At 71.6% G+C, this 22470-nt stretch carries 22 protein-coding genes and 1 pseudogene; 22 read left to right on the plus strand and 1 reads right to left on the minus strand.

The window, feature by feature from the left end; all coding sequences use genetic code 11:
- Window positions 1–372 precede the first annotated feature (372 nt).
- The 6 genes from ABZ934_RS25435 (at window position 373) to ABZ934_RS25460 (ending at window position 5577) form a co-directional block, all read left to right on the plus strand.
- The gene (locus ABZ934_RS25435; protein WP_361317356.1) at window positions 373–1074 is read left to right on the plus strand and encodes a ScbR family autoregulator-binding transcription factor; all 702 of its coding nucleotides are present in this window, start codon (window positions 373–375) and stop codon (window positions 1072–1074) included.
- A 99-nt stretch (window positions 1075–1173) separates the two neighbouring features.
- Entirely contained in the window at window positions 1174–1836 is a 663-nt protein-coding gene (locus ABZ934_RS25440; protein ID WP_361317359.1) for a ScbR family autoregulator-binding transcription factor, read from the plus strand.
- Between the two features lie 365 nt (window positions 1837–2201).
- Window positions 2202–3041, plus strand: a complete 840-nt coding sequence (locus ABZ934_RS25445; protein ID WP_361317362.1) for an AfsR/SARP family transcriptional regulator — start codon at window positions 2202–2204, stop codon at window positions 3039–3041.
- A 218-nt stretch (window positions 3042–3259) separates the two neighbouring features.
- Window positions 3260–4081: an AfsR/SARP family transcriptional regulator gene (locus ABZ934_RS25450; protein ID WP_361317364.1), complete on the plus strand. Its 822-nt coding sequence runs from the start codon at window positions 3260–3262 to the stop codon at window positions 4079–4081.
- Window positions 4082–4256: 175 nt separating this feature from the next.
- A complete protein-coding gene (locus ABZ934_RS25455) occupies window positions 4257–4520 on the plus strand; it encodes an actinorhodin polyketide synthase (protein WP_361317367.1) in 264 nt (87 codons plus the stop codon).
- Between the two features lie 85 nt (window positions 4521–4605).
- Window positions 4606–5577: an SRPBCC family protein gene (locus ABZ934_RS25460; RefSeq protein WP_361317369.1), complete on the plus strand. Its 972-nt coding sequence runs from the start codon at window positions 4606–4608 to the stop codon at window positions 5575–5577.
- Window positions 5578–5607: 30 nt separating this feature from the next.
- Here the strand turns inward: ABZ934_RS25460 and ABZ934_RS25465 are convergent, their stop codons facing one another.
- Window positions 5608–6213, minus strand: a complete 606-nt coding sequence (locus ABZ934_RS25465; protein WP_361317372.1) for a ScbR family autoregulator-binding transcription factor — start codon at window positions 6211–6213, stop codon at window positions 5608–5610.
- A gap of 249 nt (window positions 6214–6462) precedes the next feature.
- Here ABZ934_RS25465 and ABZ934_RS25470 point away from each other — a divergent pair, with 249 nt between their 5' ends.
- From ABZ934_RS25470 to ABZ934_RS25545, 16 genes and pseudogenes are all read left to right on the plus strand, one after another.
- Window positions 6463–7233 (plus strand): response regulator transcription factor, encoded by a 771-nt coding sequence (locus tag ABZ934_RS25470; RefSeq protein ID WP_361317375.1) that lies wholly within the window; start codon window positions 6463–6465, stop codon window positions 7231–7233.
- Between the two features lie 53 nt (window positions 7234–7286).
- Window positions 7287–8120, plus strand: coding sequence for a hypothetical protein (locus ABZ934_RS25475; RefSeq protein ID WP_361317377.1), 834 nt, complete (start codon window positions 7287–7289; stop codon window positions 8118–8120).
- 239 nt (window positions 8121–8359) lie between these two features.
- Window positions 8360–8908: pseudogene (locus ABZ934_RS25480) on the plus strand (FAD-dependent monooxygenase); the annotation flags it as partial.
- Window positions 8909–8915: 7 nt separating this feature from the next.
- On the plus strand, window positions 8916–9212 hold the full coding sequence (locus tag ABZ934_RS25485; protein WP_361317380.1) for a hypothetical protein: 297 nt from the start codon (window positions 8916–8918) through the stop codon (window positions 9210–9212).
- Window positions 9213–9254: 42 nt separating this feature from the next.
- Complete coding sequence (locus ABZ934_RS25490; protein WP_361317382.1) at window positions 9255–9587, plus strand: TcmI family type II polyketide cyclase; 333 nt, start codon at window positions 9255–9257, stop codon at window positions 9585–9587.
- A gap of 37 nt (window positions 9588–9624) precedes the next feature.
- On the plus strand, window positions 9625–10893 hold the full coding sequence (locus ABZ934_RS25495) for a beta-ketoacyl-[acyl-carrier-protein] synthase family protein (protein ID WP_361317564.1): 1269 nt from the start codon (window positions 9625–9627) through the stop codon (window positions 10891–10893).
- Complete coding sequence (locus ABZ934_RS25500) at window positions 10890–12107, plus strand: ketosynthase chain-length factor (protein ID WP_361317385.1); 1218 nt, start codon at window positions 10890–10892, stop codon at window positions 12105–12107. Before ABZ934_RS25495 ends, ABZ934_RS25500 begins: the two co-directional genes overlap by 4 nt.
- A gap of 293 nt (window positions 12108–12400) precedes the next feature.
- Window positions 12401–12778, plus strand: a complete 378-nt coding sequence (locus ABZ934_RS25505; RefSeq protein WP_361317387.1) for an acyl carrier protein — start codon at window positions 12401–12403, stop codon at window positions 12776–12778.
- Window positions 12775–13602, plus strand: coding sequence for a 4'-phosphopantetheinyl transferase superfamily protein (locus ABZ934_RS25510; RefSeq protein ID WP_361317389.1), 828 nt, complete (start codon window positions 12775–12777; stop codon window positions 13600–13602). Before ABZ934_RS25505 ends, ABZ934_RS25510 begins: the two co-directional genes overlap by 4 nt.
- 23 nt (window positions 13603–13625) lie before the next feature.
- Window positions 13626–14636: an ACP S-malonyltransferase gene (locus tag ABZ934_RS25515; protein ID WP_361317392.1), complete on the plus strand. Its 1011-nt coding sequence runs from the start codon at window positions 13626–13628 to the stop codon at window positions 14634–14636.
- The gene (locus ABZ934_RS25520; protein ID WP_361317394.1) at window positions 14633–14767 is read left to right on the plus strand and encodes an acyl-CoA carboxylase subunit epsilon; all 135 of its coding nucleotides are present in this window, start codon (window positions 14633–14635) and stop codon (window positions 14765–14767) included. The genes ABZ934_RS25515 and ABZ934_RS25520 overlap by 4 nt, the downstream gene beginning before the upstream one ends.
- A 324-nt stretch (window positions 14768–15091) precedes the next feature.
- Window positions 15092–15760 carry a uracil phosphoribosyltransferase gene (upp, locus tag ABZ934_RS25525; protein ID WP_361317397.1) on the plus strand — a complete coding sequence of 223 codons (669 nt, stop codon included), beginning with the start codon at window positions 15092–15094 and terminating at the stop codon, window positions 15758–15760.
- Window positions 15757–16665 carry an EamA family transporter gene (locus ABZ934_RS25530; RefSeq protein WP_361317399.1) on the plus strand — a complete coding sequence of 303 codons (909 nt, stop codon included), beginning with the start codon at window positions 15757–15759 and terminating at the stop codon, window positions 16663–16665. The genes upp and ABZ934_RS25530 overlap by 4 nt, the downstream gene beginning before the upstream one ends.
- Before the next feature lie 139 nt (window positions 16666–16804).
- Window positions 16805–17038, plus strand: a complete 234-nt coding sequence (locus tag ABZ934_RS25535) for a tautomerase family protein (protein ID WP_361317402.1) — start codon at window positions 16805–16807, stop codon at window positions 17036–17038.
- A 10-nt stretch (window positions 17039–17048) separates the two neighbouring features.
- Window positions 17049–17993 (plus strand): pseudouridine-5'-phosphate glycosidase, encoded by a 945-nt coding sequence (locus ABZ934_RS25540; RefSeq protein ID WP_361317404.1) that lies wholly within the window; start codon window positions 17049–17051, stop codon window positions 17991–17993.
- Window positions 17994–18550: 557 nt separating this feature from the next.
- Window positions 18551–22399, plus strand: coding sequence for an amino acid adenylation domain-containing protein (locus ABZ934_RS25545; protein WP_361317406.1), 3849 nt, complete (start codon window positions 18551–18553; stop codon window positions 22397–22399).
- Window positions 22400–22470: the final 71 nt, after the last annotated feature.

Consider the following 22470-nt stretch of genomic DNA (forward strand, 5'->3'; position numbering starts at 1 on the left):
TCCGGTCCTCCGGGGTCCCTCGGGGGCGAGTGGCCGCGTCGCGCGCCCGGACCTTTTGCCGCCTGCGGAGAGTAGGTTCGGTGGCGGTAATGCCGGCGCGTGGCCGAACCGATGTAGGGCTCAACAAACCGCTCAAGCGGTTTAGTATCCATTCCAGCGATGGAGTGGCAGCCTGGCTGGAAGAGGATGGTTTCGTCCCCGTGTGCAGCGCTGCGACGGAGAGGAGGCCGGCTGGTGAAAGCGCCTCGAACTCCAGGTTGTTATCTTCCTGGACTTGATAAAATACGGACCTTCTGGTTCTTTTTGTGGTGGGGGAGAGGGATCTCCGAAGAGAGCCCCTTGGTCGGTTTCCCACACACCATCGGAGGCATCGTGGCACGGCAAGAGCGTGCGGTCCGCACGCGGCGCGCAATCTTGGAGGCGGCGGCCGCCGTCTTCGACGAGCGAGGCTACGAGGCGGCGACGATCGCGGACATCCTCGCCCGGGCGGGCGTCACCAAGGGCGCGCTGTACTTCCACTTCTCCTCGAAGCAGGAACTGGCGCAGGGCATCCTCGACGAGCAGATGGCCGAAGGCGATGTCCCCCCGCGCGAGAGCAAGCTCCAGGAGCTCTTCGACGTCGGCATGGTGCTCGGCCACCGGATGCGGCGCCATCCCATGCTCAGCGCCGGTGCGCGGCTGTCCCTGGGGCCCGAGATGCGGGACATCTTCGGCGGCGGATCGGTGCCCGCCTGGAACTACTTCACCGAACAGCGACTGGTTCAGGCCAAGGCCCAGGGAGAGCTGCTCCCGCACGTGGAACCGTCGGAGGCCGCCTGGATCCTGTCCGCCGGTTGGGCCGGCGTGCAGCTCTACTCCCAGACGTTGACCGGTCGGGCGGACCTGGAACAACGGGTGGCGTCGCTCTACCAGCACATCTACCCCAGCATCGCGACACCCGCGGTGCTCGCGCGCCTGGACATGGCGGCGGACCGCGGGGAGCGCGTCGTGGAGGAGATCCGCGCATTGGAACTGTCCCTCGGGGAAGAGGCGGAGGCGGCACCGGCCGCCGTCGAGGAGCCGGTGGCTTCCTGAGGGTCGAGTGGGACTCCGGGCCGGTTCGATCGGTCCGGCCGACCATCACGATCCACACGTTCCCTGGGGCAAACCGCTGACACGGTTTGTGGAGATGTCATGGTGAAGCAGGAGCGCGCGGTCCGTACGCGCGAAAGTCTGGTCCGTGCCGCCGCAGAGGTGTTCGCCGAGGAGGGGTACGAAACCGCCTCCATCGCCACCATCAGCAAGCGGGCGGGTGTCAGTACGGGCGGTCTGCACTTCCACTTCGGGAGCAAGACCGCCCTGGCGGACGCGGTGGTCGACCGGGCGGCGGAGTCCTTGCGGGTGATCACCGTCTCCCGGCTCGCCGGCGCCAACCCCCTCCAGTCGCTGGTCGACTCGACCCACGACCTGGTGGCGCTGCTGGCCCGGGACGCCGTCGTCAGCGCGGCGTTCGGGCTGGTGGCGGGCAACGGCGCCCGTTCGGCGGTGGGCCGCGAGCGCGGCTGGGCCGTGCGGCGGCAGTGGCAGCGCTGGGTCGAGGCGCAGTTCCACGACGCGGCGGCCGAAGGGCTGTTGGCCGAGGGCGTGTCCCCGCAGGACGCGGCCGCGGCCGTCGTCGCGGCGATCGTCGGCTTCGAGGTGCTCGGCGTCGACCGGCGAGAGTGGTCCTCGCGTTCCTCGCTCACCCGGTACTGGGGGCTGATGCTGCCCCAGTTGGTCCCGGTGCACCGGCTCGGCGACGTACTGGCCGGCGGGTCGGGCGCACCGCCCGCCTCTCGGTCCGCCCGGGCCTCCTGACGCCCGACCGTCCGAGCCGCCGGGGGGCCGGTGGACGGGCCGGGCGCGACATCCGACCGGAGGGCCGGACCGGAGCGGGCCGGACCGAAGCAAACCGGTCCGGACCGGACCCCGTGGTCGGTTCCCTGCCGCTTCAACTTCCCCTCGGGATGCGTCCCGAGGGGATTTTCTGTGTGCGCCCGGCGGCCCGGCAGCGCTCCCCGGGGCACTTAAAGCGCAGGTCGGGGGCGTGGTGCGGGACTTCAGGCCGGCGTTCCGAAGGAAACAGGGCGAACGGTTTGGTATTGACAAACCGGCGATGCTGTTTTTTCCTCATTCCAGCGGGACTCAAGGAACCATCCAGGATCAAGCAGGGGGAGCACGTCGTGGACATCCAGGTTCTCGGAACACTGGCGGTACGGGAGAGCGGAACCTCCATCACCCCGACGGCCGCCAAACCCCGGCAGGTCCTCGCGCTGCTCGCGCTGCACGCCGACCGGGTGGTGTCGGTGACCGCGCTCATCGAGGAGTTGTGGGGCGGCGAGCCGCCGCGCAGCGCCCGCACCACCCTCCAGACGTACGTGCTCCAGCTCCGCACCCTCGTCACGGCGGCGCTGGAACGGGCCGGCGACCACACCAGGACCGCGAAGGACGTCCTGCTCACGCTGCCCGGCGGCTACCAACTGAACAGCGCCGGCGGCACCAGTGACGTCCGCGAGTTCGACCGGCTCGCGGGCCTGGGCTACCGGGCCATGGACTCCGGCGACCACCGCGGCGCGGCCCGGCTGCTGCGCGAGGCGCTGGCACTGTGGTCGGGCCCCGCGTTCGCCGACGTGGCCGGCGGCGTGCAGTTGGACATGGAGGCCTGGCGGCTGGAGGAGACCCGGCTGTGCGCCCTCGACCGGCGCATCGAGGCGGACCTGCGGCTCGGCCGGCACCGCGAGCTGCTCGCCGAACTGACCGTCCTGGCCAGTCGCTACCGCACCCACGAGAACCTGCACGGCCAGTTCATGCTCGCCCTGCACCGCTCCGGCCGCCGGGGCGAGGCACTGACCGCCTACCAGCGGCTGCGCACCAACCTGGTCGAGGAACTCGGCATCGAACCGTCGGGCGCCCTGCGCGCGCTCCAGCGCTCGATCCTGCTGGCCGACCCCGACGGCGCCGCCGAGGCACAGGAGGAGACGGCGCGTCCGGCGCGCCCCAAGCGGCTGGTCCCGGCGGGCTGACCGCCCGGCCCGGAACCCGCCCTACACCCTCGGTGCACACCGCCGACCACCCTCGGCCCACACCCTCGGCCGACCACCCTCGGCCGACCACCCTCGGAGCGCCGCTCGACAGCGGCTCGAGATTTCGGGGACACCGCACACCGCGCCGCTACCGTGCTCGCGTCGAATGCTGACACCCGTGAGCATCTCGACCCATTCCGGAGGGGAGACGGGAGACCGTGAAGATTCAGGTTCTGGGACCGTTGAATGCCGAAGTCAACGGGGGATCGATCGTTCCTACGGCGGGCAAGCCGCGCCAGATCCTGGCGCTCCTCGCGCTCCACCCCGGGAAGGTGGCGCCGATCCCCACCCTCATGGAAGAGATCTGGGGCACCGAACCGCCGCGGAGCGCGCTCACCACCCTGCAGACGTACATCCTCCAGCTCCGCCAGCGCCTGGGGACGGCCATGGGCCCCGGCGCCCCCGGCTCGGCCAAGGACGTGCTCACCACCCGGCACGGCGGCTACCTGCTCCAGATCCCGCCGGAGAGCGTGGACGTCCACGCGTACGAGACCCTCGTGGCCGGCGGCCAGAGCGCCTTCGAGGCCGGGGACGACGAGCGCGCGGCCGACCTGCTGCGCAAGGCGCTCGCGCTGTGGGAGGGGCCGGCGCTGGTCGACGTACGCGTCGGACCGGTCCTGGAGATCGAGGTGCTGCGGCTGGCGGAGAGCCGACTGGTGACCACCGAGCGGCGCATCGACGTGGACCTGCGGCTGGGACGGCACACGGAACTGCTCGCGGAACTCGCCGAGCTGATGGCGAGACACCCGCAGCACGAGGGGCTGCACTCCCAGGCCATGGTGGCGCTGTACAGATCCGGCCGGCAGGCGACCGCGCTCGACGTCTACCGCAGGCTCCGCACCCGGCTCATCGACGACCTCGGGATGGAGCCCTCGCACCAGCTCCAGCGTCTGCACCAGGCGATGCTGCGCGTCGATCCCGCCCTGGACGTGGTGGCGGGCCCGCGCCGCAGCTCGACCTTCGACCTGTACGCGGCCTGAAACCCGACGGCGGTCGCACCGGACGGCCGCCGCACCCGGCGGCGGTGGTCGAGCGGCGCCGTACGCGCGCTCAAGGCGGGCTCGACCGGGCGCGGCCAGACTCTGCTCGGCCCGACACGCCACGTCGGGGCCGCGGGAGGGGGGACCGCTCCCGGTGGGAGGAGAAAGGAAGGCCATGGACCGGCTGGAACTCACCGACCTGACCCGCGTCCTGCGGTTCTGGGAAGGCGAGGACGAAGGCGTCGAGCTGAACGAGGACGCCCTCGACCTCTACTGGGTGGAACTCGGCTACGACTGTCTGTCCGTCTACCAGGCCACCGGCTACATCGAGCGGAAGTTCGACATCCTCCTCGACGGCGAGCTCCTCGAAGCCGCCGACACCCCCCGGCGCTACCTCGCCCTCGTCAACAGCGTGCTGGGCGCACGCGCCGCCGTCTGACGCTCCGGGCGGGCTCCGGCACGGCTCCGGCGGGTCTCCGTCGGCTTCGGACAAGGTCTGCGTCAAGCGTTGGAGGAGGTGTCCGATGTCCCTCGGGCGAGCACACCGGATGTCGTGCGCGGTCGACGCCGCAGCCCCGGCCGGCGTCCTGTACGCACTGCTGGCCGACACCACCCACTGGCCGCTGTTCCTGCCCCACGTCCTGCACGTGGAGCCGCTGGACGCCGACGGCGAGCGGGACGGGTTCTGCCTGTGGTCCGCCCACGAGGGGAGCGCCGTGTCCTCGACGCGGTGGCGCCGGACCCTCGACGCGGGCGCGCTGCGGGTCGACTTCCACCAGGAGGACCCGCGGGCGCCCTTCGCCTCGGTGGCCGGCGCCCTGAGCGTGACGCACCTGGCGCCCGGCTGGTCCAGGCTGACGCTGGAGCGGGAGAGCACCGCCTCCGGGGCCTGGACGGCGCGGACCGAGCAGGCGCTCGCGACCGCCGAGCGGGGCGCGTGCGCCGCGCTGGACGGGCTCAAGGTGGCGGCCGAGCACTGGAGCGCCCTCGACGGGCTGCTGATGACCTTCGAGGACCGGGTGCGCGTGCCCGGGACCGCCGAACAGCTCCTGGAAGTCCTGTACCGCGTCGGCTCCTGGCCCGGCCGGGTCCCGCACGTCGTCCGCGCCGACGTCACCGAGGAGCGGCCGGGCGTACAGCGCGCCGTCCTGGTCCAGGTGAACGGCGACGGCTCCGCGTACACCACGGAGTCGGTACGGGTGTGCTTCCCGGCGGCGGGCCGCATCGTCCACCGCCACACGCGGCCGCACCCCCTGCTGGCCGCCCACGGCGGCGAGTGGTCGGTGCTGCCCGACCCGGAGGCCGGGTGCACGGTGGTGTCCCGCCACGCCGTCCTGCTGGACGGGCGCGCGATCGAGCGGGTGCTGGGGCCGGGCGCGGACCAGGAGTCGGCGCGCCGTCATGTCCGCGAGCTGCTCCGGCGCGAGAGCGCCGCCGTCCTGGGGCCGGCGCAGCAGTCCGCGGCCGAGGGGGGACGGGCCCTGCGCGCGGTGTGACGCGGGGCGCCGACCCCTCGCGACCCGCGGCTATGCCTGGAGTTCGAGGTCCCGCAGGGCCTTTGGGTCCGCCAGGCAGGGCAGCACCACCTGCCAGAAGCCGATCAGGGTGCGTCGGGAGAGCCACTGCGGGTCGTCCCGACCCAGGATTTCGAAGCCGATGGTCGCCGCCACCACCATCGCGGCGGCGTGCCGCCGGCACAGGCCGGGCAGCAGCGTCTCCTCGGCGTCCGCTTCCCTGAGCAGCCGGCGCACATAGGCGTGCCATTCCTCGCGCAGGTCGTGCACCGTCGGGTACAGCGCCTCGTGGCCGAGCTGGAAGCCGGCGCGGGCCACCACGTCGGACAGGAGCGCGTGGGCGAGCGCCAGCGAGCTGTCGGCTAGGGCCTGGAGGGCCGAGGTCCGGCGCACGTACACCTCGTGGGCCACCGTGCGCAGGCAACCGGCCGCCGCGGACTCGACGGCCGCCGCGACGGCCGCCTTGTTCTCGAAGTGGAAGTGCAAGGCGCCCGGGGTCACTCCCGCTCCCGCGCTGATCATGTTCAGCGTCGCCTCCGCGTATCCGCGCCGTCCGAACACCCTAGCCGCTGATTCGATCAGCGCTTGGCGGGTCCGGAGGGCGCGTTCCTGTTTCATCACGCTCGCTCCTATGACAGTTACTCCCTTTATTAAACCGTCTCGTTGGTATTGTCCAGCGGCCGTGCGCTCCGGCAAAGTGGGTGAGTGGGGGAAGTGGCGAAGAGTTCAGCTGCCCTGCGACCTTGTTTCACCCCTTTGTGGCGTATTTCGCCGGAGTTTGAGGGGTAATCAGATCTTTGACAAACCGACGGAGCGGTTTGTATGTTCGTTGACGTTGACTCAACTGAGCTTGAGGACGGAGGGCAGATGAACCAGCGTTCCATGGCTGTGCTGGAACCTCACACGGTCGCTGCGGGAGTGAACGGAGGGCACTCCCTCGCGGAGGGTCTCAGGACGCAGCAGAGCGGACCCGCCCAATCGGCGCTGTGGCGCGTTCTCATCGTCGAGAGCAACGCGGTCGAGGCCGAGACCCTGGCGCGCGGCCTGCGCCGCCACGGGCACGAGGTCGACATCGTCACCACCGGCGGCGAGGCACTGCGCAGCTACGCCGACGCCGACCTCGTCCTGCTCGACCTGGAACTCCCGGACGTGGACGGGCTGGAGGTCTGCCGGGGCATCCGCGCCGCCCACGAGGTCGCCGTGATCGCGGTGACCGCCCGGGGCAGCGAACTGGACCGTGTGCTCGGCCTCCAGGCCGGCGCGGACGACTACCTGGTCAAGCCCTACGGGTTCCGCGAGCTGATGGCCCGGATGGAAGCGGTCTTGCGCCGGGCGCGCCCGCCGCGCCCCGCGGCCGCCGCCATCACCGCAGGACCGCTGCGGATCGACGCGGGGACCCGGGAGGTCACCTTGGACGGGGAGCCCGTCGAGACCACCCGCAAGGAGTTCGACATGCTCTACCTCCTGGCCTCCCACCCCGGCACCGTCATCCCGCGCAAGGTCCTGATGGAGCGGGTCTGGGGCGACTCCTGGTCGCGGCGGACCGTCGACACGCACGTCAGCACGTTGCGCAACAAGATCGGCGCCGGCTGGATCATCACGGTCCGCGGCGTCGGATTCCGGTTCGGCCACGCCTGATCCCGGCCAGCGACACGACGCGGCCCGGCGCGCGAAGCAGAAGGGGGAACGACATGACGGTGACGGCCCTGTGCCACGGCGAGGGTTGCCGCGGCGGTCACGCCCGGCGGCGCGCGTCCGTGGGCACCCGGCTGTGCCGCCCCTGCCGGGACCACTTCGCCGCCGGGCTCGCCGAACTGGCGCACCTGTACGAGGAGTGCGGTCGGATCCTCGGCGGCGGCGCCCCCGGCAGCCTGCGCGAGCGCACCACCGGCGGCGACCTGCCGGGCCTGCCGTTCAACGCCGCCGCCGCCGACGTACGGACGCGCATCGTCTCCGTCCTCGGCTCCTGGAGCGGCCTGGTCGCCCAGCAGCGCGGGCTCGCCGCGCCGCCCCGTACCGTCACCGCCCTCACCGCCTTCCTGCTGCGTCACACCGACTGGCTCGCGGCGCACTCGGCGGCAGCCGAGGCGAGCGAGGAGATAGCCCGCCTGATACGGGGCGGGCGCCGGGCGGCCTTCCCCGACCGCGCCCGCAGCGTCCGCCTGGGCGCCTGCCCCGAGCCCGGCTGCGCCGGAGCCCTCGCCTTCGCCGCCCGCGCGGGGGAGCGGGCCGACGGACCCGCGATCGTGTGTGACGCCGATCCCGCCCACCGCTGGAGCAGCGACCGGTGGAGCGAGCTGAGCGACTGCCTGGACTCCGCGCGGCCGGCGGGCACCGCCGGTGCGCCGGCCACCGAGCGGTGGCTGGCCGGCGCCGACATCGCGCAGCTGTGGCAGGTGCCGATGGGCACCGTCTACCGGCTGGCGAGCGAGGAACGGTGGCGCCGCCGCAACCGGGCGGGGCGCACGTACTACAACGAGAGCGACGTCCGTTCCTGCTTCAGCCGCCGCGCCGCGCGCCGCTGACCGCACCGCGGAACGCCGGAACGGAGAACGCGGTCCGCCGCCCGCACCGGAGTCCGGGGTCGCGCCCTGACCTGTCCTTTCCTTGACATGCTCTTGGCCGTCCTCCGAGGCTGCGGACCGGCTCTTGTGGAACCTGACCGACTCCTGAATCCACCGCCATTGAATGCCCGTTCGCATCCGAAGAACCTTGTAGTCAAGATCCGGTGCACTGTCTCCGGAGGCGAATTCAAGGAGACGTGATGGGCGCACCGGTCATCGTCGTCGGCGCGGGACCCATCGGAATGACCCTCGCCGGCGAACTGCGGCTCGCGGGGGTCCACGTCGTCGTTCTGGAGCGGCTTGAACGGCGTACGGGAGAATCGCGCGGCCTCGGCTTCACCGCGCGCACCCTGGAGACCTTCGACCAGCGCGGCCTCCTGGCCCGCTTCGGCGAGATCGAGACCAGCACCCTCGGCCACTTCGGCGGTCTGCCGCTCGACTTCGGCGTGCTCGGGGAGACGACCTGCCGCGCCGCCAAGGCGGTGTGGGTGAGCGCCTTCGGCGACGCGGCCCGGCAAGCCGGGGAGTACCGGCGCGGCCGTGTGCTGCCGGCCGGCGACGCGGCCCACATCCACCTCCCCGCCGGCGGCCAGGGCATGAACACCGGCATCCAGGACGCCGTCAACCTGGGCTGCAAACTCGCCGCCGAGGTACGCGGCGACGCGCCGCCGGCCCTGTTCGACAGCTACCACGGCGAGCGGCACCCGGTCGGCCGCCGGCTGCTGATGAACACCCGCGCCCAGGGACTGCGAAGACGTGCTGCCGGACAGCTCCGTCTCCGTCGCGGCCGCCCTCACGGCGGTCGCCGAGAGCTGCCTGGCGCAGATCACCGACCTGGAGCAGGACCTGATCGTGCTGGGCCGGGCCTGGCTCGCGCCGCTGGAGGCGTTCCGCGAGCACTTCGCCATCGTCCACCCCGTCCGCCCCGTCAGCGCCGAGGTGACCCGGCTGCCGGCCGAAGCCGTCGAGAAGTGGCAGGCGACCGGCCCCCGCCAGGCCCGCCGCGAACTGGCCCGCAGGCTCCTGGGCGTCGCGGGCTTCATCCGGCTGTAGCACCCGTGAACCACTCCCCGACGCACGGAAGAGAGAGACCAGATGACGCACAGCAACCTGATCGTGGCCCGGATGGACAGCATGTCCAGCGATCAAGTGGCGCACCTCTTCGCCGAGTTCGACAAGACCGACATGCCCGAGCGGATGGGCACCCTGCGCCGTCGGCTGTTCATGTACAAAGGCCTCTACTTCCACCTCCAGGACTTCGCCGAGGACGACGGCGGCCGGCGCATCCAGGAGTCCCGCCACGACCCCCGCTTCATGCAGATCAGCCACGACCTGCTGCCCTTCATCCAGCCGTACGACCCGGCGACCTGGCGCACCCCGGCCGACGCCATGGCCACCCGCTTCTACGACTGGAAGGCGTCCGAGTGAGTCGCCGCCACGCCGACACGAGGGGAGGGCCGTGCCGGTGGCTCGCCGGGTCGTGATCACGGGGGTGGGAGTGCTGGCACCCGGAGGCACCGGCACCGGGGCCTTCTGGCGCCTGCTGAGCGAAGGGCGCACCGCGACGCGGCGGATCACCCTCTTCGACGCCTCCGCGTTCCGCTCCCGGGTGGCGGCCGAGGTCGACTTCGACCCGCGGGCACACGGGTTGACCCCGCGGGAGATCTGCCGCATGGACCGCGCCGCCCAGTTCGCCGTGGTCTCGGCGCGCGAGGCGTTCGCCGACAGCGGGCTCGCCCTCACCGGGCTCGACCCGCACCGCACCGGTGTCAGCCTCGGTACCGGGGCCGGAGCCGTGGGCGCGCTCTACCGCGAGTACCGTGCCGTCAGCCACGACGGCCGGCTCGACGTGCTCGACCACACCTATGCCTCGCCCGGCCTCTACGACCACTTCGTGCCGAGCTCCTTCGCCGCCGAGGTGGCCTGGGCCGTCGGCGCGGAGGGCCCCGTCACCACGGTCTCCACCGGCTGCACCTCGGGCATCGACTCGGTCGCGCACGCCGCCGACCTGATCCGCGAGGGCAGCGCCGACGTCATGGTCACCGGCGCCACCGACGCGCCGATCACGCCGATCACCCTCGCCTGCTTCGACGCCATCAAGGCGACGACCCCGTACAACGACGCACCGGGCACCGCCTCCCGCCCCTTCGACGCCTCCCGCAAGGGCTTCGTCCTGGGCGAGGGCGCCGCCGTGTTCGTACTGGAGGAGCTGGCGGCCGCCCGCCGGCGCGGCGCGCACGTCTACGCGGAGATCGCCGGACACGCCGCCCGCTCCAGCGCCTTCCACATGACCGGCCTGCGCCCCGACGGGCGCGAGCTGGCGGAGGCCGTCACGGTCGCCCTCGACGTGGCGCGCCTGCGCCCCGCGGACATCGACTACGTCAGCGCGCACGGCTCGGGCACCCGGCAGAACGACCTGCACGAGACGGCCGCGTACAAGCGGGCCCTCGGCGAGCACGCCTACCGGATCCCGATGAGCTCCATCAAGTCGATGATCGGACACTCGCTCGGGTCGGTCGGCTCGATGGAGATCGCCGCCTCCGTCCTCGCGATGCGCCACCACGTGGTGCCGCCCACCGCCAACCTGCGTACTCCCGACCCCGAGTGCGACCTCGACTACGTCCCGCTTCACGCGCGGGAACACCGCACCGACGCCGTCCTCACCGTGGGCAGCGGCTTCGGCGGGTTCCACAGCGCGATGGTGCTGACCCGCCCCGACAGGAGGACCACATGAGTGCCAGGACCCTGGTCACCGGCATCGGCGTGGCCGCCCCCAGCGGGATCGCAGTGGAGGACTTCTGGGCGGCGACCCGGATCGGCAAGAACGCGATCGGGCCCGTCACCCGCTTCGACGCCTCCTCCTACCCCTCCCGTCTGGCGGGCGAGATCCACGGCTTCGACGCCAAGGAACACCTGCCGGGACGGCTCGTACCGCAGACCGACCGGGTCACCCAGCTCGCCGTGGCCACCGCCGACCACGCCTTCGCCGACGCCGGAGTGACGCCGGGGGACCTCGACCCGTACCGGATGGGCGTGGTCACCGCGGCCGGGTCCGGCGGGGTCGAGTTCGGCGGCAACGAGCTGCGCAAGCTGTGGGGTCGGGGCGCCAACCACGTCAGCGCCTACCAGTCCTTCGCCTGGTTCTACGCCGTCAACAGCGGGCAGATCTCCATCCGGCACGGTCTGCAGGGGCCCTCGGGAGTCGTCGTCAGCGACCACGCCGGCGGCCTCGACGCCCTCGCGCACGCCCGACGCCAGATCCGCGCCGGCGGCAAACTGGCCGCCACCGGCGGCTTCGACGCCCCGATCTCCTCCTGGGGCTGGGCGGCCCAGCTCGCCGGTGGTCTGATGTCGACCGGAGCCGACCCCGACCGCGCCTACCTGCCCTTCGACGAGGCGGCGGCCGGATACGTACCGGGGGAGGGCGGCGCCCTGCTCGTCCTGGAGGACGAGGACAGCGCCCTCGCCCGCGGCGCCGACACCGTCTACGGCGAACTCGCCGGATACGGGGCGACGTTCGACCCCCGGCCCGACAGCGGGCGCGAACCGGGTCTGCGCCGGGCCATCGACACGGCGCTCACCGACGCGGGCTGTCACCCCGCCGAGGTCGACGTGGTCTTCGCCGACGCCGCGGGCACCAAGCGGCTCGACCGCGAGGAGGCCGAGGCCATCACCAGCGTGTTCGGCCCGCGCGGGGTACCCGTCACCGCGCCCAAGACGACGACCGGGCGCCTGGGCGCGGGCGCCGCCCCGGTGGACGTCGTCTCGGCGGTGCTCGCCATGCGCGAGGGCCTGATCCCGCCGACCACCAACGTGGAACTGTCGCCCGCCTACGACCTCGACCTGGTCGCCGTACGACCCAGGACCGCCTCGGTGCGCACCGCGGTGGTCCTCGCCCGGGGCCGCGGCGGCTTCAACTCCGCGGTGATCGTCCGCGCCGTCGACTGACGGCCTGCCGGCCGGCGCCCCGCTCGCGCCGGGCGCCTTGGACTCGGCGCGGATGGCGTTGCGGCCGGCCCCCGCTTGTGCCGTCTCCGCGGGCCCCCTCGGCCGCGCCGCTGGGCTACGCGCTCTACCCGCGGGCTCCCGGCCGAACGCCGGCCGGCGGGCCCTGCATCCAGACCTGCGTCCCACCGGACGCGGCCCTGACGGCTGTTCCCTGGCCGTGCTGTACCCGACTTTCCCACTTCCCCGGGCGTACGGGGACACCCGTACGCCGTGACCGTGACCAGGAGCGCATCATGACCACACTTCACCTGTCGCACACATACGAGACGGATAGCGGGCTGGTCCACATCAGCCCGCCCGACGTCACCCTCCTGCACACCGTCGGCAAGCGCGAGCGCACCCGCATGCTGGAGCAGTACGTGCGCGAGGAGCTCGGCCGCATCCTCGGCATCGAACCGCACCGCGTCGACACGACGGGCCGCCCGATGGGCTGCCTGGGCATCGGCTCGATCTCCGGCATCGAACTCCAGTACCGGATGGAGTCGGTGCTGGGCGTCGACCTGAACCTCCAGCGGCTGCTGACCGGCAACAGCGCGCAGGAGCTCATCGACTGCCTCGTCGGCCAGTTCGGCCCGGAGTCGCACCTGCGCGGGGCAGCAGTCCCGGCATGACGACGACCACCCTGCGGCAGACCGTCCGCCCGGTCGTGAACCACCTCGACCTGCCCGACGCCGACTTCACCCTCTCCCCGGACCGGGTCGACCTGTGGCTGGTGCGCCGCCCCACCGGGGTCGACGCCGAAGCGCTGGCCTTCGCGGAACTGGACGCGGAGGAGCGCAAACACACCGACGCCTTCATCCGGCGCTCCGACGGCCTGCTCTACGCGGCCGCCCACGTGGCGGTGCGTCGGCTGCTCGGCCGCTACACGCAGACCCTGCCGCAGGACGTGCGCTTCATGCGCGAACCCTGCCCGGGTTGCGGCGAACCGCACGGCCGCCCCGCGATGTCCCCGCCGCCGCCACCGCTGCACTACTCCCTCTCGCACAGCGGTGGGGTCGCGCTGGTGGGCGTGGGCACGGTTCCGCTCGGCGTCGACGTGGAGAAGCTGCCCGGAGTGGAGACCGTCGACATCTGCTCGAAGGCGCTGCACCCGGACGAGCAACTGGAGATCGCGAATGCCGCGGCCGGCGAGGCCCGTCGACAGCTCTTCGGCCAGATCTGGACCAGAAAAGAGGCGTTTCTCAAGGGACTCGGGACAGGGTTGAGCCGTTCCCCCGCCGAGGACTACCTCGGCACCGACCACGACCGGCACCCGGACGACTGGACCATGGCCGGCATACCCGCCGACACCTCCCACGCCGCCGCCGTGGCGGTGGCCGGGACCGCCCCCGCGGTGGTCGACGTCCGCTGGGTTCCCAACAGCTGGCTGGCCACCGGCGGCACCGTGTGCGGTGCGTCCGCCCCCTGGCCGGACCGCACGCCCCTGGCCGGTTGACCGCAGATTAAGGACGTGACCGGATGACCCGTACCGCCTTCGTCTTCCCCGGCCAGGGCTCCGAACGCGCCGGCATGTGCAGAGAGTTGCTCGCCCGGCGCCCGGAACTCGCGGATACCTATTTCCGGGTCGCCGACGACCTCCTCGGGATCCCCCTGGCGCGGCTCTGCCGGGACGGCTCCGACCGGGACCTGGAGGACCCCGTCGTGGCGCAACCCGCCCTGTTCCTGACGAGCCTGGCAGCCCTGGAAGTGCTGCGCGGCGAGGGCTTGGAGCCGTACGCGGTCGCCGGGCACAGCCTCGGCGAATACGCGGCGTTGGTCGCCGCGGGGGTCCTGGAGTGGACCGACGCGCTGTGGCTGGTCCGGCTGCGCAGCGAACTCGTCGCCACCGTCGGCGACCGGGTCGGCAGCGCCACCGCGGCCGTCATCGGCCTGAGTCGACGGGACCTGGTGCGGCTGTGCGCCGAGACTCGCGCTGCGACGGACCGGGTCGTCGAGGTGGCCGGGGACAACGAACCCCGCCAGACCGTGGTCTCCGGGGAGGTCGAGGCGGTGTCCCACCTCGCCGAGGCCGCCCGCGCGGCCGGGGCGCGGGTGCGTCCGCTGCGGTCCGGCGGCCCCTTCCACTCCAGCCTGCTGCGCGACGCGGAGGCGGAGTTCACCGAGACCCTGATCGCCACCGCCTTCCGCGACCCGGTGCTGCCGCTGGTCTCCAGCGTCACCGGGGGGCGGATCGAGACCGCCGCCGAGGCCGTCGTCGCGCTGCGCGGCCAACTGACCAGCCCGGTGCGGTGGACGCGGGCCGTCGCGACGCTCGCCGCCTCGGGTGCCGACCGGTACGTGGAGGTGGGGCCCGGGTGGGTGCTCGGCGGCCTGGTCCGGCGCATCCTGCCGGGGGCCCTGGTCCACACGACGCACGCCGCCGTCGGGCCGGCCGTGGCGGTGGGCGCGCCGAGCGACACCGCCGTCGGACCGGCGGCCCTTCCGTACGCGGGCGGGCCGGCCGTCCGCGAGACAAGGAGCACCCTGTGAGCAGGCATGATTCCGGCCGGTTCATCCGCTTGGTGAGGGGCCGGCCCGACGCCGACGAACTCGCGGCCCTGACCGCCGTCGTACTGGCCCACACCCGGCGGGACAACCCCGCCGCGGCGCGCGCCGCCTGATCCGTCCGGGGTTCGCGGCGTCCCGCACCCGGCCGAAGCGCCCACCCTCTCGGAATTTGGCCGACAACTGACGGTCTCTGACATGGACCTGGCGAAGGTTGACACTGATCTGACATAGGGCCCGTTGACCCACGGATCGGTACCAACGAGGCTTTTGGAGAGCATCCGCGACATGTACTGAAAGCCGTCATACCGGGGCACATCCCCTCGGTCAATGCCGGCAAAAGTGCTGGTCGATCAGCTTCACACTGAGGCCGCCCGGGGGCACCCCCGTCGGGCCCCGGCCGCAGCCCGTCTCCACCGACCGACAAGAAGCAGGTTCCCATGGCGACCGGCCACCACAACGTCCATCCGTTGCCGCAGACCAACCAGCTACGGGCGATGCACACGATCATCCGAGACCGTGACGCCTCCCGCGCCGACTTCGTCTTCTACTCCCGGCGCATCATCCGCCTCCTGCTCGAATCGGCGCTGGACCTGCTGCCCTTCGACAAGCAGGAAGTGGTCACGCCGACCGGCGAGACCTTCGACGGGCTGAAGTTCACGCCGAACCTGTGCGCCGTGCCCGTGATCCGGGCCGGGGACTCGATGGTGGACGAGCTGCGCGCCCTCGTACCCGACATCCGCGTCGGCAAGATGCTCATCCAGCGGGACAAGACCACCAAGCTGCCCCACTTCCTCTACCAGAACCTGCCGGACGACATCGCGCACCGGCAAGTGCTGCTGCTGGAGCCGATGCTCGCCACCGGCGGCAGCGCCAACGCCGCCGTCGACCTGCTGCTGGAGGTGGGCGTGCGCGAGGAGAACATCGTGTTCGTCAACTTCCTCGCCGCACCCGAGGGCATCGAGGCGGTCAACACCCAGCACCCCCTCGTCAAGATCGTCACCTCGTCCGTCGAAGAGCGGCTCAACGAGGACGCGTTCATGATCCCGGGCCTCGGCGACTTCGGCGACCGCTTCTTCGGTACCACCGACTCGGCCGTGGTCCAATGAAGAGTCGCGCGCTGTCCGACTCGGCCCTGACCGCGCTCGCACCCGCCGTCTGGGGTTCGACGTACCTGGTCACCACCGAGCTGCTGCCGGCGGGCCGTCCGCTGCTGGCGGCCGTGTTGCGGGCGCTGCCCGCGGGCCTGTTCCTCGTACTCGTCGGCCGCACCCTGCCCCGCGGCATCTGGTGGTGGCGTGCGCTGGTCCTGGGCGTCCTGAACATCGGCGCCTTCTTCTACCTGTTGTTCGTCGCGGCGTACCACCTGCCGGGCGGGGTCGCGGCGCTGGTGATGTCCATCCAGCCGATGATCGTGCTGCTCCTGGGCGCCCTGCTGCTCAAGGAGAAGATCAAGCAGATCCACCTGGTCGCCTGCGCGCTCGGCGCCGCAGGGGTGGCCCTGCTGGTCCTCCAACCGAACGCCGGCCTCAACGCCACCGGTGTCATCGCCGGTCTGCTGGGTGCGCTCAGCATGGCCTCCGGCATCGTCTTGACCAAGCGCTGGGGCCGCCCCGAAGGCGTGGGCCTGCTGACCTTCACGGGCTGGCAGCTCACCGTCGGCGGCCTGGTGCTCCTGCCGGTCTTGCTGATCGGCGAGGGACTGCCCGACACGATCACCGGCGAGAACCTGGCGGGCTTCGCCTACCTCGGCATCATCGGGGCCCTGTTCGCCTACGCGATCTGGTTCCGCGGCATGGAGCGGCTGCCCGCGCTCGCCGTCTCGTTCCTGAGCTTCGCCTCGCCGCTCGCGGCCACCCTGCTGGGCTACTTCGTCCTCGACCAGGCCCTGTCGCCGCTCCAACTCGTCGGCGCGCTCACCGTGGTCGCCGCCGTCGTCCTGGCCCAGCCGCGCCCCGGCCGGGCCAGGAGGCAAGCGGCCAGGGCCCATGCGCGGGAGCCCGTCGACGCCTGACGCGCGACGGAGTCCCCTCCCCGACTCCCCGCCCCACCGAACCCCTCTGATGGGGCCGGGAGTGGCGGTGGCACACCGAGGTCTCCCCCGTCCTGGGTGTGCCACCCGTCCGCCACCGATAAGGAGAGGAACCGAGTCCGTGCCCCACATCCACGTCCGGCACTACCCGAGAGACTTCACGGCCGAGCAACTCCGGGCGATCGACGACGCGGTGACCGCCGCGGTGACGCGGACCTTCACCACCGACGAGGACTCCGTCTCGATCTCGCTGGAGCCGGTCGAACCCGAGGACTGGGACGCCCATGTCCTCACCGAGATAGCGGCCCGCCGGGACCTGCTGGTCAAGCCGCCCGGCTACTGGAACGAGAAGTGAGAGACCTTCGATGAGCGCAAGCAGCGGCATCCCCGTCGTCTACACCGAGGAAGTCCGTGAGGCCCTCCACGACGGCGCGGCCGTCGTCGCCCTGGAGAGCAACGTCATCACGCACGGCCTGCCCTACCCCGACAACGCCGCCACCGCCCGCAAGGTGGAGGACGCGGTACGGGCCGGCGGCGCGGTGCCCGCGACGATCTGCATCGAGGCCGGCCGGATCCGCGTCGGCATGTCGGACTCCGACATCGAGCGCTTCGCCTCCCTGCCGGACATCCCCAAGGTCTCCAGCCGCGACATGCCCCTCGTCCTGGCCGGGGGCGGCCTCGGCGCGACCACCGTCGCCTCCTCCGTCGTGGCGGCCGAACTCGCGGGGATCGCGTTCTTCTCCTCCGCGGGCATCGGCGGCGTGCACCGCGGCGCGCAGGAGACCTGGGACGTCTCCTCCGACCTCATCCAGTTCACCCGTTCCAAGGTCGCGGTCGTCTGTGCCGGGGCGAAGATGATCCTCGATCTCGGGCTGACGCTGGAGTACCTGGAGACGCAGTGCGTCCCGGTCGTCGCGTACCGCTCGGACGACTTCCCCGCCTTCTACTGCCGCACCAGCGGCCACCGGGCGCCCCACCGCCTGGACGACGAGCAGGTCATCGCCCGCGCCGTCGAGGCCCACTGGGCGCTCGGCAACAACAGCTCCTTCCTGATCACCACCCCGGTCCGGGAAGAGGACGCCATCGACTCCGCCGAGGTCGACACGGCCATCCGCGAAGCCGTCGCCCGGGCCGCCGCCGACGGCATCTCCGGCCAGGGCATCACCAAGTACCTGATGCGGGCCGTGGACGCGGCCACCGACGGACGCTCGGCGCGCGCCAACATGGCCGTCCTCGCCTCCTGCGCGGAGGCCGCCGGCCGGCTCGCCGTCGCCCACGCCACGCACCTCGCCGAGCGCACGGGCCGCTGACCGGCTCCGGCCCGCCCCGCCCCACTCCGCCGCCGTACGGCGCACCACGCGAAGACCTCGACCTGGATGGGAGACACAGGATGTACGAGAAGCCGTTCGAGCCGGTCACGCTGAGGAAGCCGGCCCCCAGCAACCGCCTGGTCACACCCCGAGCCGGCGGAGGCCGTGGGGGCGGAGCCGGGTAGGACACGGTCGCCCCACTCATCGCAGGCGCCGCCCGTGAGGTGTGCGAGAACGGATTGGTGACCCGGTTGCTCCATGACCGGTAGGGGAGGGGCGTGCGGGCCGAGGGGGCCCGCCCGTTCCCCGGGGCCGTGCGCTGGGGGCGCACGTCCCGACAACCCTGCCGGGGGAATGAGTCTGGTCCCCTGTCCGTCGGTTTCTTCACGCCGGGCCGCCGCCCGGCTCTGCCGGCTCACCCCCGCGTGGCACCCCGGCCCCGCGGGGGCCGTCCGTACCGCGTGAGCCGCTGCAGGCCGGGCCGCCGCGAAGTGCGGTCCGGTGCGCGGGCGTCGGGCACGCCCGCTGTTCCACGAAGGAAGTTAAGGAAGCGAGAAATGACCTTTCAGGAGACCAGCGTGCTCGAGCCCACCCTTCTGGGGACCAAGGCGTTGCCGGACCTGCTCGCCGAGCGGGTCGCGGAGCACCCGGAGGCGACCGCGGTCGTCTACCGCGACCAGAGCCTCACCTACCGTGAACTGGCGGCAAGAAGCTTGGCCCTGGCCGAGTACCTGAGACATCTCGGTGTCTCGGCGGACGACTGCGTCGGCCTCTTCGTCGAGCCGTCGCTCGACCTGATGATCGGCGCCTGGGGCATCCTGTCCGCCGGCGGTGCCTACCTGCCGCTGTCCCCGGAGTACCCCGAGGACCGGCTCCGGTACATGATCGAGAACAGCCAGGCGAAGATCATCCTCGTTCAGCAGCGCCTGGTGTCCCGACTGCGCGAACTCGCGCCGAAGGACGTGACCGTCGTCACCCTGCGTGAGTCCGACGCGTTCGTGCTGCCCGAGGGCGCGCCCGCGCCCGCCGCCGAGGGCAGCCGCCCCGACAGCCTCGCCTACGTCATCTACACCTCCGGCAGCACCGGAAAGCCCAAGGGCGTGATGATCGAGCACCGCAGCGTCGTCAACCAGCTCGGCTGGCTGCGCGAGACGCACGGCATCGACCGGAGCAAGGTCGTCCTGCAGAAGACCCCGATGAGCTTCGACGCCGCCCAGTGGGAGATCCTCTCCCCGGCCAACGGCACCACCGTCGTCATGGGCGCCCCCGGCGTCTACGCCGACCCCGAGGGCCTCATCGAGACCATCCGGAAGCACGACGTCACCACCGTCCAGTGCGTTCCGACGCTGCTCCAGGCGCTCATCGATACCGAGCAGTTCGACGCCTGCTCCTCGCTGGAGCAGATCTTCAGCGGGGGCGAGGCGCTCTCGCGCAATCTCGCCCTCCAGGTCACCCGCGAGATGCCGGGCCGCGCCCTCATCAACCTGTACGGGCCGACGGAGTGCACCATCAACTCCTCCTCGTACACCGTCGACCCAGAGGTCCTGGACGAGGGCCCGCAGTCGATCTCGATCGGCAGCCCCGTCCACCGCACCGAGTACCACATCCTCGACAAGGACCTGCGGCCCGTCAGCGGCGGCGAGATCGGCGAGCTGTACATCGGCGGCGTCCAGCTGGCCCGCGGCTACCTGCACCGCCCCGACCTGACCGCCGACCGCTTCTTGGAGATCGCGCTCACCGAGGACGCCGCGCCCACCCGCCTCTACAAGACGGGCGACCTGGGCCAGTGGAACCCGGACGGCACCGTGCAGTTCGCCGGCCGCGCCGACAACCAGGTCAAGCTGCGCGGCTACCGCGTCGAACTCGACGAGATCTCCCTCGCGATCGAGAACCACGAGTGGGTCCGCAACGCGGCCGTCATCGTCAAGAACGACAGCCGCACCGGTTTCCAGAACCTCATCGCCTGCGTCGAGCTGAGCGAGAAGGAAGCCGCCCTGATGGACCAGGGCAACCACGGCTCCCACCACGCCTCGAAGAAGAGCAAGCTCCAGGTCAAGGCGCAGCTGTCCAACCCGGGCCTGCGCGACGACGCCGAGCTCGCCGCCCGCCCGGCCTTCGACCTGGAGGGCTCCGAGCCCACCCCCGAGCAGCGCGCCCGGGTCTTCGCCCGCAAGACGTACCGCTTCTACGAGGGCGGCGCCGTCACCCAGGACGACCTGCTCGACCTGCTCGGCGCCAAGGTCACCGCGGGCTACTCGCGCAAGGCGGCCGATCTGGCCTTCGCCGAACTGGGCCAGATCCTGCGCTGGTTCGGCCAGTACGTCAGCGAGGAGCGGCTGCTGCCGAAGTACGGCTACGCCTCCCCGGGCGCGCTGTACGCGACGCAGATGTACTTCGAGCTGGAGGGCGTCGGCGGACTGAAGCCGGGCTACTACTACTACCAGCCGGTCCGCCACCAGCTCGTGCTGATCAGCGAGCGCGAGGCCACCGGCAAGCCCACCGCGCAGATCCACTTCATCGGCAAGAAGAGCGGCATCGAGCCGGTCTACAAGAACAACATCGTCGAGGTCCTGGAGATCGAAACCGGCCACATGGTCGGCCTCTTCGAGCAGATCCTGCCCGGCTACGGCCTCGACATCCACGACCGCGCCTATGAGCCGGCCGTCCGCGAGCTGCTGGACGTCGCCGACGAGGACTACTACCTGGGCACCTTCGAGCTCGTCCCGCACGCCGGCCCGCGCGCCGACCACGCCGAGGTCTACGTCCAGACGCACGGCAGCAAGATCGCCGGCCTGCCCGAGGGCCTGTACCGCTACGCGGACGGCGAGCTGGCCCGCTTCTCGGACGACATCGTCCTCAAGAAGCACGTCATCGCGATCAACCAGTCGGTGTACCAGGCGGCGAGCTTCGGCATCAGCGTCTACAGCCGGGCCCCCGAGGAGTGGCTGCGGTACATCACCCTCGGCAAGAAGCTCCAGCACCTGATGATGAACGGGCTGAACCTGGGCTTCATGTCCTCCGGCTACAGCTCCAAGACCGGCAACCCGCTGCCCGCCTCGCGCCGCATGGACGCCGTCCTCGCCGCGAACGGCGTCGAGAGCGGCCCGATGTACTTCTTCGTCGGTGGCCGCATCAGCGACGAGCAGGTCGGCCACGAGGGCATGCGCGAGGACAGCGTCCACATGCGCGGTCCGGCCGAGCTCATCCGCGACGACCTCGTCAGCTTCCTGCCCGACTACATGATCCCGAACCGGGTCGTGGTGTTCGAGCGGATGCCGCTGTCCGCCAACGGCAAGGTCGACGTCAAGGCACTGGCCGCCTCCGAGCAGGTCAACGCCGAACTCGTCGAACGCCCCTTCGTCGCGCCGCGCACGGAGACCGAGAAGGAGATCAGCGCGATCTGGGCGAAGTCCCTGCGGCGCGAGAGCGTCTCGGTGCAGGACGACTTCTTCGAGTCCGGCGGCAACTCCCTGATCGCCGTCGGTCTGATCCGCGAGCTCAACTCCCGGCTCGGCGTCACCCTGCCGCTGCAGAGCGTCCTGGAGTCCCCGACCGTCGAGAAGCTCGCCCGACGCCTGGAGCGCGAGGTCGCCCAGGAGTCCTCGCGCCTGGTGCGGCTGCACGCGGAGACCGGCAAGGCCAACCCCGTGATCTGCTGGCCGGGTCTGGGCGGGTACCCGATGAACCTGCGCACCCTGGCCGGCGAGATCGGGCTCGGCCGCTCGTTCTACGGCGTCCAGTCGCACGGCATCAACGAGGGCGAGACCCCGTACGAGACCATCGTCGAGATGGCCAAGGCGGACATCGAGGCCATCAAGGAGTTCCAGCCGGCCGGCCCCTACACCCTGTGGGGCTACTCCTTCGGCGCCCGCGTGGCCTTCGAGACCGCCTACCAGCTGGAGCAGGCGGGCGAGAAGGTGGAGAACCTCTTCCTCATCGCCCCGGGCTCCCCGAAGGTGCGCGCCGAGAACGGCAAGGTGTGGGGCCGTGAGGCGTCCTTCGCCAACCGCGGCTACACCACGATCCTCTTCTCCGTCTTCACCGGCACCATTTCCGGTCCGGACCTGGAGAAGTGCCTGGAGGTCGCGAGGGACGAGGCGTCCTTCGCCGAGTACATCAGCGAGCTCAAGGGCATCGACGTCGACCTCGCCGAGCGGATCATCTCGGTCGTGGGCCAGACCTACGAATTCGAGTACTCGTTCCGCGAGCTGGCCGAGCGCACCCTCCAGGCGCCGATCAGCATCTTCAAGGCCGTGGGTGACGACTACTCGTTCCTGGAGAACAGCAGCGGTTACTCGGCCGAGCCGCCGACGGTCATCGACCTCGACGCCGACCACTACAGCCTGCTGCGCGAGGACGTCGGCGAGCTGGTCAAGCACATCCGCTACCTGCTCGGCGAGGAGTGACGGCGCGGATCACACGGTGACGGCCGCCCCGCCGGAGCGATCCGGCGGGGCGGCCCATCCGTCGGTGCGGC

The organism is Streptomyces sp. NPDC046557 (assembly GCF_040645975.1).
Classification (GTDB): domain Bacteria; phylum Actinomycetota; class Actinomycetes; order Streptomycetales; family Streptomycetaceae; genus Streptomyces.

Excerpts from the sequence above, each read along its gene's own strand:
- ABZ934_RS25440 (WP_361317359.1), top strand. The coding sequence starts at position 1,174 with ATGGTGAAGCAGGAGCGCGCGGTCCGTACGCGCGAAAGTCTGGTCCGT.
- ABZ934_RS25455 (WP_361317367.1), top strand. The coding sequence starts at position 4,257 with ATGGACCGGCTGGAACTCACCGACCTGACCCGCGTCCTGCGGTTCTGG.
- ABZ934_RS25460 (WP_361317369.1), top strand. The coding sequence starts at position 4,606 with ATGTCCCTCGGGCGAGCACACCGGATGTCGTGCGCGGTCGACGCCGCA.
- ABZ934_RS25465 (WP_361317372.1), bottom strand. The coding sequence starts at position 6,213 with ATGAAACAGGAACGCGCCCTCCGGACCCGCCAAGCGCTGATCGAATCA.
- ABZ934_RS25470 (WP_361317375.1), top strand. The coding sequence starts at position 6,463 with ATGAACCAGCGTTCCATGGCTGTGCTGGAACCTCACACGGTCGCTGCG.
- ABZ934_RS25475 (WP_361317377.1), top strand. The coding sequence starts at position 7,287 with ATGACGGTGACGGCCCTGTGCCACGGCGAGGGTTGCCGCGGCGGTCAC.
- ABZ934_RS25490 (WP_361317382.1), top strand. The coding sequence starts at position 9,255 with ATGACGCACAGCAACCTGATCGTGGCCCGGATGGACAGCATGTCCAGC.
- ABZ934_RS25500 (WP_361317385.1), top strand. The coding sequence starts at position 10,890 with ATGAGTGCCAGGACCCTGGTCACCGGCATCGGCGTGGCCGCCCCCAGC.
- ABZ934_RS25505 (WP_361317387.1), top strand. The coding sequence starts at position 12,401 with ATGACCACACTTCACCTGTCGCACACATACGAGACGGATAGCGGGCTG.
- ABZ934_RS25510 (WP_361317389.1), top strand. The coding sequence starts at position 12,775 with ATGACGACGACCACCCTGCGGCAGACCGTCCGCCCGGTCGTGAACCAC.
- ABZ934_RS25515 (WP_361317392.1), top strand. The coding sequence starts at position 13,626 with ATGACCCGTACCGCCTTCGTCTTCCCCGGCCAGGGCTCCGAACGCGCC.
- upp (WP_361317397.1), top strand. The coding sequence starts at position 15,092 with ATGGCGACCGGCCACCACAACGTCCATCCGTTGCCGCAGACCAACCAG.
- ABZ934_RS25530 (WP_361317399.1), top strand. The coding sequence starts at position 15,757 with ATGAAGAGTCGCGCGCTGTCCGACTCGGCCCTGACCGCGCTCGCACCC.
- ABZ934_RS25540 (WP_361317404.1), top strand. The coding sequence starts at position 17,049 with ATGAGCGCAAGCAGCGGCATCCCCGTCGTCTACACCGAGGAAGTCCGT.
- ABZ934_RS25545 (WP_361317406.1), top strand. The coding sequence starts at position 18,551 with ATGACCTTTCAGGAGACCAGCGTGCTCGAGCCCACCCTTCTGGGGACC.